Here is a 13848-nt window from a genome sequence, read left to right as displayed (position 1 = left end):
GCGGACGCCGAGGAGGCGCCTGCCCGGACACCACCGGGCGCTCGCAGAACCAGAACGATGCCTCGGTCGACGGGGCGCGGAGGTCGCGATGTTCTTCCACCGTCAAGAGCTGCAGCACAAGGCCAGCCCCGACAAGCCGGACGCGGTGTACGCCCGCAAGCTCCAGGAGGTCCTGGGCGGGCAGTACGGCGAGATCACGGTCGCCATGCAGTACGGGTTCCAGTCCTGGAACATCCACATCCCGGGCAAGTACAAGGACCTGCTGTACGGCATCGGCGCGGAGGAGTTCGGCCACGTCGAGATGCTGGCGAAGATGATCGCCCAGCTCCTGGAGAAGGCCCCGATCGGCATCACCGAGGAGGCCGTCCAGAAGGACCCGACCGTGGCAGCGGTCATCGGCGGGACCGACCTGCAGCACGCGATCGTGGCGGGCGCCGGCGCGCGCCCGGTGGACTCGATGGGCAACCCGTGGAGCGCGGGCTACATCACCGCGAGCGGCAACCTCCTGGCGGACTTCACCGCGAACGCGAACGCCGAGATGCAGGGCCGCGTGCAGGTGGCGCGGCTCTACCACATGACCGACGACCACGGTGTGCGCGACCTGCTCGCGTTCCTGCTGGCGCGCGACACGATGCACCAGAACCAGTGGATCGCCGCTGCCCGGGAGCTGCAGGAGGAGGGCCACGAGGGCATCCCCGTGCCGAGCAACTTCCCGGTCGGGCAGGAGGACCGCGACGTGTCCTACCAGTACATCAACTTCTCGGACGGCCCGGACGCCGACAAGGGCTCGTGGGCATCCGGCCCCACCCCGGACGGGCTGGGCGAGTTCACCTACGTGGCGGAGCCGCCGGCCGGTGTGCCGATGCCGCCGCCCACGCAGCCGGACCCGCGCCTGTACGGCACGACTGCCAAGCCGAACCCGGTGGAGAAGGTCGCGGGCAAGCTCAAGGACACCCTCAAGAGCGAGTGAAGGGGAGTAACACGATGAGCACGAACGACACCGGCGGACGAGCCGCCGCGGCAGCGGGCACCGCCCGCGACGAGGCGTCGGGCCTGGCCCACGCCGCCGCGGGCAGCGGCCAGGACCTGCTGCACGAGGTGAAGGGACAGGCCGGCGACGTCGTCTCCGAGGCGACGGGGCAGGCGCGTGACCTGCTCGGCGAGGCCCGCGCGGGCCTCCAGGGGCAGGCCTCGAGCCAGCAGGCCAAGGCCGCAGCGGGCCTGCGCTCCCTGGGCGACGAGCTGGGGCGGATGGCCGACAGCTCGGAGCAGGGCGGCCTGGCCGCCGACCTCGTGCGCCAGGTCGCAGGGCGCACGGGCACCGTGGCCACCTGGCTCGAGGACCGCGAGCCGGGTGACCTGCTGAGCGAGGTCGCGAACTACGCGCGGCGCAAGCCCGGCACGTTCCTCGTCCTGGCCGCCGGGGCCGGCGTGCTCGCGGGTCGCCTGACCCGGGGCCTGAAGGACGCGTCCTCCGGCGGGAGCACGGGCACGACGGGCGGCACCGGCACCCCGGCGCGCGTCAGCGGCTACCCCGGCGGCTCGCCCGCGGCGACGACGCAGGACCTGTCGGGGGCGCTCGGCGCCGCCGGCGGCCCGGGCGTGGTGGCCGGCGGCACGGCGGTCGTCTCGGACATCGACGCCGAGTCCGGCGGGCAGCACCGCGAGCCCGGCCCGGCCCTCGGCGACACCTGGGCGCCCGTGGCACCGAGCGAGGAGCAGGCGTGGGAGGCCGCCGGCGGCGACGCCCCGGTCGCGACGACGCCCGGGTACCTCCCGGACGCCGACGACGCGGGCACGGCCGGCGGCGACCCGCTCGCGGGCGTCCGTCGTGAGGACCAGCCATGACCGGGCCGGGGGACCCGACCGTCGCGGCGAGCCCGGGGGCCAACCCCCTCGGCGCGACCGGCACGACCGGCGCAGCGGGTGCGACGGGTGCGACCGGTGCCGCCGGCACCGTCCCGCCCGCCGGACCGGGCCCGGACGCGACCGACGACCGCCCGTCGATCGGTGACCTCATCAGCGCGGTCACGGAGGACCTGTCCCTGCTCGTGCGGCAGGAGGTCGAGCTCGCGAAGGCCGAGCTCACGCAGAGCGCCAAGCGCGCCGGGACCGGCAGCGGCCTGCTCGCGGGCGCGGGGGTGGCAGGGCACTTCGTGCTGCTGTTCCTGTCCGTCGCCCTGTGGTGGGGGCTGCCGATCGGCAAGGCCTGGTCGGCCGTGGTCGTCGCCGTCATCTGGGGCATCATCGCCGCCGTCCTCGCCCTGCGGGGGCGCGGCGAGCTCCGCCGGGTGAAGGGCGCGCCCCGCACCGCAGACACCGTCAAGAAGATCCCGAACGCCCTGAAGGGTGACGAGGAGGCGAACCATGAGTGAGGACCCGGAGCAGATCCGCCAGCGGATCGAGGCCACGCGGGCGGACCTGTCGGCGAACGTGGACGCGGTCGGCGACGCGCTCGACCCGCGGCAGATGGCGCAGCGCCAGGCCGACAAGGTCAAGGGCCGCGTCAGCGCCGTCAGGGAGCGGGTGATGGGCACCGTGCAGGACACCCGCGAGTCGGTCTCCGGCAGCGCGCACGGCGCGGCGCACGGCGTGCAGGGCTCGGCGCAGTCGGCGGTCGACTCCGCCCGGTCCGCGGCGGGCTCCGTCGCGGCCGGTGTGAAGGGCGCCCCGTCGACGGTGGCGCAGAAGGCGGAGGGCAACCCGCTCGCCGCCGGGCTCGTCGCGTTCGGGGTGGGTCTGCTGGTCTCCTCGCTGCTGCCCTCCTCGCAGAAGGAGCAGCAGGCGGCGCAGGCGGTCAAGGACCAGGCCCAGGCCGCCGTCCCGCAGGTCAAGGAGGCCGCGCAGAGCGTCGCCGACGACCTGCGCGAGCCGGCCCAGCAGGCGGTGCAGGCCGTGAAGGACCGCGCCACCGAGGCGGCCGGAACGGTCAAGGAGCACGGCACCGAGGCCGCGTCCGACCTGCGCGACCAGGCGCAGTCGTCGGCGCAGACGGTCCGGGAGGCCCCGCAGCAGGGCTGAGCCACGACACCGACGCCCCGCCGGAGCAGCTGTCCGGCGGGGCGTCGGCGTCCCCCAGGAGGAGGTGCGGCATGACGGTCGAGGGCGGGGCGGACCTCGCTCTGGTGCAGCGGCTCGACGAGCTCGTCGAGCTGGTCGAGGTGCTCGGGACGACGGCGTACGTGCGGGTCAGCGCGGGCCCCGAGGCGGACGCGGGCAGCCCCAGCACGGACGGCGAGAGCGGGGCGACGCTGCCCGGGCTGAGCGTGAACCGGCTGACCCCGGAACCCTGGTGGCAGCGCCCGGTGCGCCAGTGGGTCGCGCGGCAGATCTGCCAGTACGTGCACCTGGCCGGCGGCGAGCGGTACCCGTGGGTGCTGACGGGCCGGGAGGTCGGCCGCGGGCCGGACAGCGAGCCGCTCGTGACCGACGTGCACCCCGTCGCCCGGCTGGCGCTCCCGCTGGTCGAGGAGGCGGTGCGCGAGTACCACGCGGCCCTCGACGCCGGACGGATGCCCGGCTGACCCTGCCGGTGGCGCGCGCCGGGCGGTAGTGTCCGCGGCGTCGCGTCGATGGAGGGCACCGTGCAGCAGAGCGTCGTGGAGCGGCTGGGCGCGGGCCTGGCCGCTCCCGCCGAGTTCGGGCGCGAGGCGCTGGTCGTGTGCGACGCGGTGGTGCGGATCTTCCGCTCGGGCGGGGTCGAGGTGCAGGCGCTGCAGGGCCTGGACCTGCTGGTCGAGGCGGGCGAGATGATCGCCGTCGTCGGGGCGTCCGGGTCCGGCAAGTCCACGCTCCTGCGGATCCTGTCGGCGGCCGACGCGCCCAGCGCCGGGCGGGTGCGCGTCGGCCCCTGGGACCTCGGCGCGCTGAGCGCCGCCGACCGCGTGGCGTACCGGCGGACGGTCGTGGGCTCGATCCGCCAGCAGACCGCGCGGAACCTCGTGCCGTACCTGACCGCCCGGCAGAACGTCGCGCTGCCGCTGACCCTCGCCGGCCGGTCGCGGCGCGCGGCCCGGGACCGCGTCACCGACCTGCTGGAGCTCGTGGGGCTCGCGGACGCCGCGGAGCGCCGGCCCGGTGAGCTGTCCGGCGGCGAGCAGCAGCGCGTGGCCATCGCCGTGGCGCTGGCCAACGCCCCGCGGCTGCTCCTGGCGGACGAACCCACCGGCGAGCTCGACACCGCCACGGGGCAGCAGGTGTTCGACGCGCTGCGCGCCGCCCGGCGCGAGACCGGCACGACCGTCGTCGTCGTCACCCACGACCCCGCGGTCAGCGGCCAGGTGGAGCGCACGGTGGCGATCCGCGACGGTCGCACCAGCAGCGAGGTCCTGCGGCGGGAGCACGTCGCCGAGGACGGCGTGCGGGGCGTCGTCGCGGAGGAGTACGCGGTGATGGACCGCGCCGGCCGGGTCCAGGTGCCGCGGGAGTACCGGGAGGCCCTGGACCTGACGCGCCGCGTGCGGCTGGCCCTGGAGGCGGACCGGGTCGAGGTGCGGCCGGACGGGTCGGGGCACCGGGACCCGGGTCACCGCGACGGGCCCGCCGCACCCACCGCCCCGGGGGAGCGCCGCCCGCGCGACGGCCGCCGCCGCGGCCGCCGAGGCGCCGCGTGACCGGCCCGGCGCCCCTGCTCCCGGCCCCGTCGGCCGCGGCACCCGTCCCCGCCGGGACGGCGCCGCTGGTCCGCGTGCGCGGCGTGACGCGCACCTTCGGGTCGGGACGGTCCGCGGTGCACGCCCTGCGCGGCGTCGACCTCGACGTCGCCCCCGGCGAGCTCGTGGCCCTGGTCGGCCGGTCCGGCTCCGGCAAGACCACCCTGCTGAACGTCGTCGGCGGCCTCGACCGCCCGGACGCGGGGACGGTGCACGTCGACGGCACGGACGTCACGACGCTGGACCGGGCCGGTCAGGTGCGCCTGCGCCGCGACGTCCTGGCGTTCGTGTTCCAGACGTTCGGCCTGGTGCCCGTGCTCAGCGCGGCCGAGAACGTCGCCGTCCCGCTGCGGCTGCGCTCCCTGCCCGTGGCCGACCGGGAGCGCCGCGTCGCGCTGCTGCTCCGGCTCGTCGGCCTCGAGCACCACGCCGGCCTGCGCCCCGACGAGCTGTCCGGCGGGCAGCAGCAGCGCGTCGCCATCGCCCGCGCGCTGGCGGGCTCGCCGCGGCTGCTCATCGCGGACGAGCCGACCGGCCAGCTCGACACGGAGACCGGCCTGGCGGTCATGGCGCTCATCCGGGCGGTCGTGGAGGCGGAGGGGATGGCCGCGGTCGTGTCGACGCACGACCCGGTGATGATCGACCTCGCCGACCGAGCCGTGCGCCTGGTCGACGGGCACGTGCTGCCCGCATGAGCGCGGCGTGGGCGGCCGCCGCCCCCGGCACGGTGCTGCGGCGCGCCCGGTCCCAGCGCGGGGTGCTGCTCGCCATGACGGCGACGGCGCTGGTGGCGCTCACGGTGCTGGCGACGTGCGGCCTGCTGCTGACCGCCGGGCGCCGGGACGCCCTCGACGCGGCGCTGGCCGAGGCCGGGTCGGGCCGCACCGACGTGGTCGCGCGCCTGGTGCCCGCGCCGGCGGGGTCGGACCCGGTGGCCGCCGCCGGGCTCGCGGCCGACGCCGGCGCCGTCGTCGCGGACGTCCTCGCGCCGCTGCCGGCGCGCACGTCGACCTGGACGGAGTCGCCGCTGCTCGCGCTTCCCGGCACGGTGGCCGGCACCGGCGGCGAGCAGGCGTTCGCGTACCTGGTGGACGCACCGGGGGTGCAGGACGTCGCCCGGCTGGTCGACGGCGCGTGGCCCTCCGCGGCCGGGGAGCCGTGGCCGGTCGCGGTGCCGGCGGCCACCGCACAGGCGCTGGGGCTGCGGGTCGGCGACACGCTGACGCTCGCCGCGTCGGCCGACTCCGGCCCGGGCGCCCTGGCCGCGACCACGGTGCGGGTGACCGGGGTGTTCGTGCCGGTGGCTCCGGGCGGCGGCACCTCGCCGTGGGAGCGCGACCTGCTCGGCGGCGCGGGCGTGGACCCGGACCACGACCGCCCCGGCACCTCCGGGCGCCGGCAGTCGCCCGCGACCGGGCCGTTCGTGCTGCCGGAGGGATCCCTGGCGGCGCCCGCCTCGGCACCCGGCGCGCCACCCGGCCCGGGGCCCGGGACGGGCGTCGGCGCGGTCAGCGTGCTCGCGCGGCCCGACGCCGTCGGCGCGTCGACCGCCGCCCTCGCGGACGTCGCCCGCAGCGCGCCCGGGCTGCGCGCGCTGCTGTCCGAGCGGCTGGCCGAGCGCGCGACGCGCGTCGTCGTGCGCACGTCGCTGCCGGCGGAGCTCACCGCGGCGGCGGCGCAGCACCGCGTCACCGGCGCGGCCGTGCTCGTCGGCGGGCTGGTGTGCGCGGCGCTCTGCGCGGCGGCGCTGCTGCTGGCCGGGCGGCTGCTGGCCGTCCGGAGGTCGGCGGAGCGCGCGCTGCTCCTCGACCGCGGCGCCGGGTCCGGTCAGGTGGCGCTGCTCGCCGTGGTCGAGGCGGGCGCGCTCGTGCTCGTGGCGGCGCTGCTCGCCGTGCCGGCGGCGCTGGGTGCGTACCGCGCGCTCACGGCGCTGCCCGTGCTCGCCGACGCCGGGCTGCGGCCGGTCGACGCGCCCACCGGGGCCCTGCTGGGCACCGTGGCGTGCGGCGCCGTGGCGCTCGGCGTCGCCCTCGTCGCGCCCGCCACCCGCACCCCGGGCGGCCGGCGGGGAGCCGCGCGGGCGGGGCGGCGGTTCGCCCGGTCCGGGGGCGACGTGCTCCTGCTGGCCCTGGCGGTGCTCGCCGGGCTCCGGCTGCGCGCCGCTGACGGCTCGAGCGACGCGGTGCGGGTGCTCGCCCCGGTGCTGGCGCTCGTCGCGGTGTCCGCCCTCGGGCTGCGGCTGCTCCCGGTCCTGGCCCGCGGGGCGGAGCGCCGGGCGCGGGCGTCGCGGGGCTTCGTGCTGCCGGTCGCGGCGGTGGACGTCGCCCGGCGGCCCCGGGCGGCGACCGCCCTGCTGCTCACCGTCCTGGCCACCGCCGGCGCCACGTTCGGTGCGTCGTGGGCGGCGACGTGGGACCGGTCGCAGCAGGAGCAGGCCGACGCGGGGGTGGCCGCCGCGGTGGTCGCCGCAGACGTCCCCGGGACGCTGCTCGACCAGGGCGCGCTCGCGCGGTCCGTCGACGGGTCCGCCCTGCCCGCCACGGACCGCGTCACCGCGCTCGGCACGCTCGTCGGCGCCGGGTCGGGGGAGGCCGCGACCCGGCTCGTCGCCGTCGACACCACGACGGCCGACCCGGCCGGTCGCCTGCCGGCCGGCGAGACGTGGGCCGGGCTCACCGCGGGGCTCGCGCCGCAGGGTCCCGCCGACGCGGTGCCCGTGCTCCGGGACGCCGACGGCGTGCCCCTGGAGGTGACGGGGTCCGCGACCGGTGCGGTCCCGCTGTCCGTCACCCCGACCGTGGTGCTGGACGACGGGCACGGCGCGCGCGTGGCGGCCGCCGGGGACCCGGTCCCGCTGGACGGCGCCACCCACCCGCTGCACGCGGTGCTGCCGGGCGCGAGCGACGCCCCGGGCACGGTCCACGTCGTGGCGGTGCTGCTGCGTGTGACCGCGGACGTGCCGCCCGGCGACGACGGGGCTGCGCCCGCGGACGCGACGGTGACCGTGTCCTGGCGGCCGGCTCCCGGGTCCGGCGACGGGCCTGCCGGCTGGTCCGGCGTCCCGACGACGGCGGCGTCGGAGACGCTCGAGGCCGTGGCGGCCGACGTCGACGCGGCGGGCGTCACCGCGTCGACCACGGTGGACGTCACCCGCGCCGGGCTCGCACCCGCCGACCTCGTGGTCTCCGGCCTCGGGCGCCCCGGCTCGCTGCCGGTCCTCGTCAGCGCCGACCTCGCGCGTGCCGCGTCGCTCGAGGTCGGCGACGCGCTCGACGTCCTCGCGGGCACCGCGGCGCTGCCGGCACGGGTCGCCGGCGTCGCGCCGTACGTGCCGGGGGTCCCGCGCGGTCCGGCGCTGCTCGCCGACCTCGACGCCCTGTCCCGCGCCGCGCTCACCCAGGCCGACGCGTCCGCGCTGGTCGACCGCTGGTGGCTGGACGGGACGCGACCGGCGGCCGCGGCCGCCGAGCTGCGGGACGCGGGAGCGACCGTCACGGCGCGCGCGGAGGTCGCCGCGGACCTGCGGGACGGCCCGCTGCGGGTCGGGGTGCTCGCTGCCCTCGGGCTCCTGGTGACCGCCGCGGTGGCCCTCGCCCTGGTGGGCGCGGTGCTGCACGCCGCCGGGACGGCCGACGACCGGGGCCCGGAGGTGGCGCGGCTCCTGGCGCTCGGGGCGTCGCCGCGGTCCGTGGTCGGCGTGCACCTGGTCCAGCACGCGGCGGTGGACCTGCTCGCCGTCGCCACCGGGGCGTGCGCGGGAGCGGTGGTCGCCCGCGCGCTCGCCCCCGCGCTCACGGTGTCGGACACCGGTGCGGCGCCCGTCCCCGGCGCGCTGCCCGTGTGGCCGTGGCCGGTGGAGGCCGGCGTGCTCGCGGTCGTGCTGGCCGGGTCGACGGTGGTGGTGCTCCCGGTCGTGCTCGGCCTCGTGCGCCGGGCGACCGCGTCGCACCTGCGGCTCGGGGACGCCGAGTGACCGGGCGGCACCGTCGCAGGCCGGCGTCCGGCGCGCGCGGGCCGGTCTCCGGGCTGGACCTGGCGACGCTCCCGCGCCGCGCTGCGGCGCACGCCGGTCCGCTCGCGCTCGTCGCCGTGCTGGTCGCGATCGCCACCGCACTGGGCTCGGCCGCCCCGCGCGCGGTCACCCGGGTGGCGGACGACGCTGTCGCGTCCGCGGTCGAGCGCGCGGGCACCCGCGCGGACGTCGTCGTCACCGCCGCGACGGGCTACGAGGACACCGCCAGCGCGACGAACCCCGACGCGGCGGCGGACGCGACGACCGCCGCGAGCCAGCTCGAGGCGGGCCTGCGCGCGCGCCTCGGCGACGTGCTGGCGCCGCCGGTCGCCGTCACCGCGTCCGTGCCGCTCGCGCTGAGCGGGCCGAGCACGCCGGGCGCGGCCGCCACCGGGTCCACCACGGTGCGCCTCGCGTGGGCGCACGGCGCCGGTGACGTCCGGTGGACCGCCGGCACCGCCCCGCAGGACGAGGACGACGCCGTGCAGGTCGGGCTGTCGGAGGCCGTCGCCGAGGCCGTCGACGCCGGCCCGGGCAGCACCCTCCTGGTCAGCGACGCCGACGGCCGCACCGTCACGCTCGCTGTCAGCGGGGTGTTCCGTGCACCGGAGCCGGACGACCCGCGGTGGACCGACCTGGGCGACCTCCTTTCACCGAGGACCGCCGTCGTGGGTCCGGCGACCAGCACCGCGGTCGCGGCGCTGCTGTCGGACGCGTCCCTGCCCGGCGCGCTGGCGGCGCTCGACCCGCGCACGGTCGTCCGCACCGTGCGGTTCGCGCCGCTGCCCGCACGGATCGGAACCACGGAGGCCCGGCTCGCGCTGCGGGAGCTGCCCGCGGTGCAGGCCGCCCCGGCGGTGCTCGGCTACGCCGCCGCGCGCGCGAGCGTCCACACCGACCTCGACGGGACGCTGGCCGCGGCCCTCGCGGCCGTCGACGACGCCCGGGACGCGACCGCGGGCCTGGTCATCGGGGCCGCGACGGTCACGGCGCTGCTGCTCGCCCTCACGGCCGGCCTCCTGGCGCGGCGCCGCACCGACGACCTCGCGGCGCGGCGCACCCGCGGCGCCACGCTGCCCGCGCTGACCGTCGAGCACACCGTCGAGGCCGTCGTCGTCGCCGCGGCCGGCGGGGTCGCGGGCGTGCTCCTCGCGCACGTGGTGGTCCCCGGCCCCGTGGTCCTGGCGCAGGTGCTGCCCGTCGCCGCCGTGGCGGCGGTGGCCCTCCCCGTCGCGGTGCTGCACCGGGCCCGATCCGCCGCCGACCCGGTGCCGCGCCGGGAGGACGACGTCGGCCGAGCGCACGGCGGCAGGGGAGGCGGCGGCAGAGGACGCGGCGCCGATGCCGGCGGCGGCGGTCCGCGCGACGGTCGCGGCGCGCGGCGTGCGGCGGCCGAGCTGGCCCTCGTCGCGCTGGCGGCGGGGGCGCTCGTCGCGCTGCGGGGCCGCGAGCCGGGCGGCGCCCCGGACCCGCTGGCGTCCGCCGCGCCCGTCACGACGGCCGTCGGGGGGGCGCTGGTCGTGGCGCGACTGCTGCCCCTGGCACTCCGGCGGCTGGCCCCGGTGGTGCGGCGGGCCCGCGGCGCCGTGCCGGTGCTCGCGCTCGCCCGCGCCCGGTCGGACGGCCCGGGCGCGCTGCCCCTCCTCGCGCTCGCCACGGCCGCCGCCCTCGTCGTGGTCGCCGCGTCCGGGGCGCAGCAGGTGGGACGCGACCAGCAGGCGGCGGCGCTCGGGGCCGTGGGGGCCGACGTTCTCGTGCACGGTGCACCCGACGCCGGGCTGGCCGCGTCCGCCGACGCCTGGTCCCGGGCGGCGGGCGTCACCGCCGTCGTGGCCGGGAGGGTCGCGGACGACGTGCCCGCCGTGACGGAGGCCGGCCGCACGCGGGTGCGCCTCGTCGCGGCGGACCCGGCCGCGCTCCGGCACCTCGCGGCGCTCATCGGGGACCCGTCGACCGGCGCGGGCGCCGCGCCCGAGGCGACGGGCGCGGGGGCCGTCGAGGTCACGTGGGACGGGCAGGGCCGCACCGTGCACCCGCTGGCCGGCGTCGGGGCGCCCGGCTGGGACGCCGTCGCCGGCGCGGCGGGGGACCGTCCGGTCCTCGTCGTCGACATCGCGGAGCTCGGCGGCGCCGAGCAGGCCGCCCCGGACACGGTCTGGCTGGCCGGGCCCGGTGCGGCGGCGGCGGTGCGCGCGCAGCCGGCGGACGGCGAGGCGGAGGTCGTGCAGCGGTCCGCCGTCCTCGCCGGGCTGGCGTCGGAGGTGCTGCCGCGCGCGCTGGTCGTCGCCGGCCGGCTGACGGCGGTGCTGCTGCTCGTGCTCGTCGGGCTCGCGGTGCTGGTCTCGTCGGCCCGCGGGGGCCCGGGGCGCCGGCGGGCGCTCGACACCCTGCGCACCGTGGGCCTGACCGACCGGGAGGCGGCCGCCGTGGCGGCGGGCGAGGTGCTGCCGGGCGTCCTCGTGGCGACGCTGGCCGGGGCCCTCGTGGGGGCGGGCGTGTCGGCGTTCGTCGTCGGGAACGGCACCGGCGCGGCACCGGAGGTCGCGTGGGCGTGGGCCGCGCTGCCGGTGACCGTGGGGGCCGCCGCTGCGCTGGCCGTCGTCGCCGTCGAGCAGGTCCGGGGCGGGACGCACCGGCTGGGCGACGTGTTGCGCGCGTCCGGCTGACCGGCGCGGGCCACGACCCGGTCGCCACCCAGTCGCGGACCCGGCACCACTCACGCGATCCCGAATCCGGCCCCCTAGTGACCACTCAGAGGGCGCCCCGAGAGCACTCGGGACCGGGGTCGGCGAGCACTCAGCCACCCGTGCGGCGACCACGATGGACGGCGACCCGCGGCCGCTGGGCGGCCGACCCCCTACCCACCCGGGAGCGCCCCATGGGAGCACGGCCCGGCACGTCGCCCGTCCTGGCGGGCTCCGCCGCCCCGCTCACGCAGGCCCGCCTGCTGGCGGCCCTGCTCGCCGGGCCGATGCCGGGCGAGGAGGTGGACCGGTGGGTGCGGCGGAACGACGGCGTCGCCGCGGTCGACGCGCTGCTCGCCGCGGGCTCGGTCCGGCGCACCGCCGGGGGCGGCCTGGCGCTCGACGGTCGCCGCCGCAGCGCGGCTCTGGACGCGCTGGCCCGCGACCTCCAGCTCTGACCGCGGCTCTGACCGCGCGGCGGCGGCCGCAGGGGTGGGCTGGCCATCGGCACCCGTTCCGACGGACACTGGGGTCGACCCCGCCCGCCCGTGACCAGGAGCACCGCCGTGACCTCGCGCCCGCAGCACGCCCGCGGACGGGTCGCGGGCGCGCACCGGAGGCACCAGGGCGCGCCGCGCGCCGTCGCCCGGGCCGGTCAGGTCGCCTCCACGGTCGTCGTCGGCGTCCTGGCCGTGGGGTTCGCGCTGCAGGGCGCCCCGGCGGACGAGCCCGACCGTCAGGCGCCGGCCTCGGCCGCCGAGGCCCCGGTCGCCGCGGCGCCTGCCACCCCCGGACCGACGCGGTCGCCCGAGGCCTCCGCGAGCCTGGGACCGGTGCCGCAGCCCACGGGGCCCGTCGACCCGGCGCGGGACCGGCTCGCGGGTCCGGCGCCCGCGCTCGTCGTACCGAGCGCGCCCGCCACGCCGCTCACCCCACCCGCCGTCGCCGGGCTCGACCTCACCCAGCAGTCGACCTCGGACCCGGCCAGCCCCTGGGTCGTCGTCAACAAGGCGCTCCCGCTCGCACCGGCGGAGTACGCCCCGGCGGACCTGGTCGCCGTCGCGGGGTACGAGGTGCGGGCCGCCCTGCAGGACCCGCTGAGCCGCATGCTCGCCGCCGCCGCGGCCGACGGCGTCCGGCTGGAGCTGCGCAGCGGGTTCCGCTCGTACGCGTACCAGGGTGCCGTCCACGCCGACTGGGCGGCGCGTGTGGGGCAGCCGCGCGCCGACGAGGTCTCCGCCCGCCCCGGGCACAGCGAGCACCAGACGGGCCTCGCGGTCGACGTGGGCAGCGGGACCCGGCCGGACTGCGACTTCCAGGCGTGCTTCGACCAGACGCCCGAGGGGCAGTGGGTCGCGGCGCGGGCGACGGAGTTCGGGTTCCTCGTCCGGTACACGGCGGCGAACCAGGCCGTCACCGGCTACGCGCCCGAGGGGTGGCACCTGCGGTACGTCGGCACGGACCTGCTGGCCGAGATGCAGCGGCGGGGCGTGACGACGCTCGAGGAGCTGTTCGGCCTGCCCGGCGGACCCAGCTACCCCTGAGGCTCCTGCGTCGCCTGCGCCCGGGGCGAGCCCGGGGTGCTCGTCCCCGCCCCGCCGCTGCGCAGCCACTGGGAGTCGTCGTTGACGTACGCGTAGTAGAGCCCGATCAGCAGCCCGCCACCGATGAAGTTGCCGACCAGCGCGATGCCGACGTTGCCTGCGGCCGCCGCCAGGTCCAGGCCCTCGCGCAGGCCGACGATCGAGAACAGCACCGTGTTCGCGACGGAGTGCTCCAGCCCGAGGAACGCGAAGATGAACACCGACGTGATCATCACGAGGCACTTGGTCACGTCGTCCTTGATGAGGCCGTTGTAGACCAGCAGCATCGCCACGTTGATGCAGAAGTTGCACAGCACCGCCCGGATCAGCAGGTCCACCCAGCCGGCCGGGCCGTCCGTGACGTACGCGAGCTTGTGCGCGACGGAGTCGACCATCTCGTCCAGCGGCGCCCCCTCGACCAGGGTGGAGAACCGCAGCAGCACCGCGACGAACAGCCCGCCCAGCAGGTTGCCGAGGTAGCACAGGCCCAGCAGCCGCAGCGCCCGCACCCACGAGGTGCGGCGGTGGTAGGCGCCGATCGAGACGATCATCATGTTCGAGGTGAGCAGCTCGGACCGCGAGTAGTAGATGAACACCAGCGCCCAGCCGAACGCGACGGCGCCGACGAGCCGGCCGAACGGGCGCAGGCTGGAGTCCCCGACCTCCACCGCCGAGAAGGCGGCGAGCACCGCGTAGAACGTCGCGTACAGCAGCCCGATCAGCACGCCGGCCATCGCGGCCCGCTGCAGGTACCGGCGCGCGAGGCCGCCGGACATCGTCGTCTTCGTCTCCAGGACCTCCAGCGCGGTGCTGATGAACTGCTTGCCCGGGAAGAGGGACTGCGGGTCGGGGGTGCTCACGCCGGACACCGTGCCACAGGTCCGGGTGAAGAGCGCGTGCCGGGCTCATCTGCGCTG

General features: G+C 78.6%; 12 protein-coding genes. 11 read left to right on the top strand and 1 reads right to left on the bottom strand.

Annotated features, from left to right (window positions below):
* Positions 1–88: 88 nt before the first annotated feature.
* From QNH85_RS01935 to QNH85_RS01885, 11 genes are all read left to right on the top strand, one after another.
* Positions 89–970, top strand: coding sequence for a manganese catalase (locus QNH85_RS01935; protein WP_282944208.1), 882 nt, complete (start codon positions 89–91; stop codon positions 968–970).
* A gap of 14 nt (positions 971–984) precedes the next feature.
* The gene (locus tag QNH85_RS01930; protein ID WP_282944207.1) at positions 985–1848 is read left to right on the top strand and encodes a hypothetical protein; all 864 of its coding nucleotides are present in this window, start codon (positions 985–987) and stop codon (positions 1846–1848) included.
* Positions 1845–2375, top strand: coding sequence for a phage holin family protein (locus tag QNH85_RS01925; RefSeq protein WP_282944206.1), 531 nt, complete (start codon positions 1845–1847; stop codon positions 2373–2375). Before QNH85_RS01930 ends, QNH85_RS01925 begins: the two co-directional genes overlap by 4 nt.
* Positions 2368–3021 (top strand): DUF3618 domain-containing protein, encoded by a 654-nt coding sequence (locus QNH85_RS01920; protein WP_282944205.1) that lies wholly within the window; start codon positions 2368–2370, stop codon positions 3019–3021. Before QNH85_RS01925 ends, QNH85_RS01920 begins: the two co-directional genes overlap by 8 nt.
* A 71-nt stretch (positions 3022–3092) precedes the next feature.
* Positions 3093–3524, top strand: a complete 432-nt coding sequence (locus QNH85_RS01915) for a DUF6098 family protein (RefSeq protein WP_282944204.1) — start codon at positions 3093–3095, stop codon at positions 3522–3524.
* A 60-nt stretch (positions 3525–3584) separates the two neighbouring features.
* Entirely contained in the window at positions 3585–4613 is a 1029-nt protein-coding gene (locus QNH85_RS01910; protein WP_282944203.1) for an ABC transporter ATP-binding protein, read from the top strand.
* Positions 4610–5347 carry an ABC transporter ATP-binding protein gene (locus tag QNH85_RS01905; RefSeq protein ID WP_428830337.1) on the top strand — a complete coding sequence of 246 codons (738 nt, stop codon included), beginning with the start codon at positions 4610–4612 and terminating at the stop codon, positions 5345–5347. Before QNH85_RS01910 ends, QNH85_RS01905 begins: the two co-directional genes overlap by 4 nt.
* A complete protein-coding gene (locus QNH85_RS01900; RefSeq protein WP_282944202.1) occupies positions 5344–8625 on the top strand; it encodes a hypothetical protein in 3282 nt (1093 codons plus the stop codon). The genes QNH85_RS01905 and QNH85_RS01900 overlap by 4 nt, the downstream gene beginning before the upstream one ends.
* Positions 8622–11330: an FtsX-like permease family protein gene (locus QNH85_RS01895; RefSeq protein ID WP_282944201.1), complete on the top strand. Its 2709-nt coding sequence runs from the start codon at positions 8622–8624 to the stop codon at positions 11328–11330. Before QNH85_RS01900 ends, QNH85_RS01895 begins: the two co-directional genes overlap by 4 nt.
* A gap of 212 nt (positions 11331–11542) precedes the next feature.
* Positions 11543–11806, top strand: a complete 264-nt coding sequence (locus QNH85_RS01890; RefSeq protein ID WP_282944200.1) for a hypothetical protein — start codon at positions 11543–11545, stop codon at positions 11804–11806.
* A 108-nt stretch (positions 11807–11914) separates the two neighbouring features.
* On the top strand, positions 11915–12892 hold the full coding sequence (locus tag QNH85_RS01885; protein ID WP_282944199.1) for a D-alanyl-D-alanine carboxypeptidase family protein: 978 nt from the start codon (positions 11915–11917) through the stop codon (positions 12890–12892).
* On the opposite strand, the gene QNH85_RS01880 is transcribed toward QNH85_RS01885, so the two are convergent.
* A complete protein-coding gene (locus tag QNH85_RS01880; RefSeq protein WP_282944198.1) occupies positions 12883–13791 on the bottom strand; it encodes a formate/nitrite transporter family protein in 909 nt (302 codons plus the stop codon). The genes QNH85_RS01885 and QNH85_RS01880 overlap by 10 nt on opposite strands.
* Between the last annotated feature and the right edge of the window lie 57 nt (positions 13792–13848).

Source organism: Cellulomonas endometrii (genome assembly GCF_949769265.1).
In the GTDB taxonomy this organism is placed as follows: Bacteria; Actinomycetota; Actinomycetes; order Actinomycetales; family Cellulomonadaceae; genus Cellulomonas; species Cellulomonas endometrii.
Note: the sequence above shows the minus strand (reverse complement) of the source record. Positions and strands in the feature narration are given on the sequence as shown.

Coding starts and splice junctions, on each gene's coding strand:
- QNH85_RS01915 (WP_282944204.1), top strand. CDS start 3,093: ATGACGGTCGAGGGCGGGGCGGACCTCGCTCTGGTGCAGCGGCTCGAC.
- QNH85_RS01935 (WP_282944208.1), top strand. CDS start 89: ATGTTCTTCCACCGTCAAGAGCTGCAGCACAAGGCCAGCCCCGACAAG.
- QNH85_RS01925 (WP_282944206.1), top strand. CDS start 1,845: ATGACCGGGCCGGGGGACCCGACCGTCGCGGCGAGCCCGGGGGCCAAC.
- QNH85_RS01930 (WP_282944207.1), top strand. CDS start 985: ATGAGCACGAACGACACCGGCGGACGAGCCGCCGCGGCAGCGGGCACC.
- QNH85_RS01900 (WP_282944202.1), top strand. CDS start 5,344: ATGAGCGCGGCGTGGGCGGCCGCCGCCCCCGGCACGGTGCTGCGGCGC.
- QNH85_RS01920 (WP_282944205.1), top strand. CDS start 2,368: ATGAGTGAGGACCCGGAGCAGATCCGCCAGCGGATCGAGGCCACGCGG.
- QNH85_RS01890 (WP_282944200.1), top strand. CDS start 11,543: ATGGGAGCACGGCCCGGCACGTCGCCCGTCCTGGCGGGCTCCGCCGCC.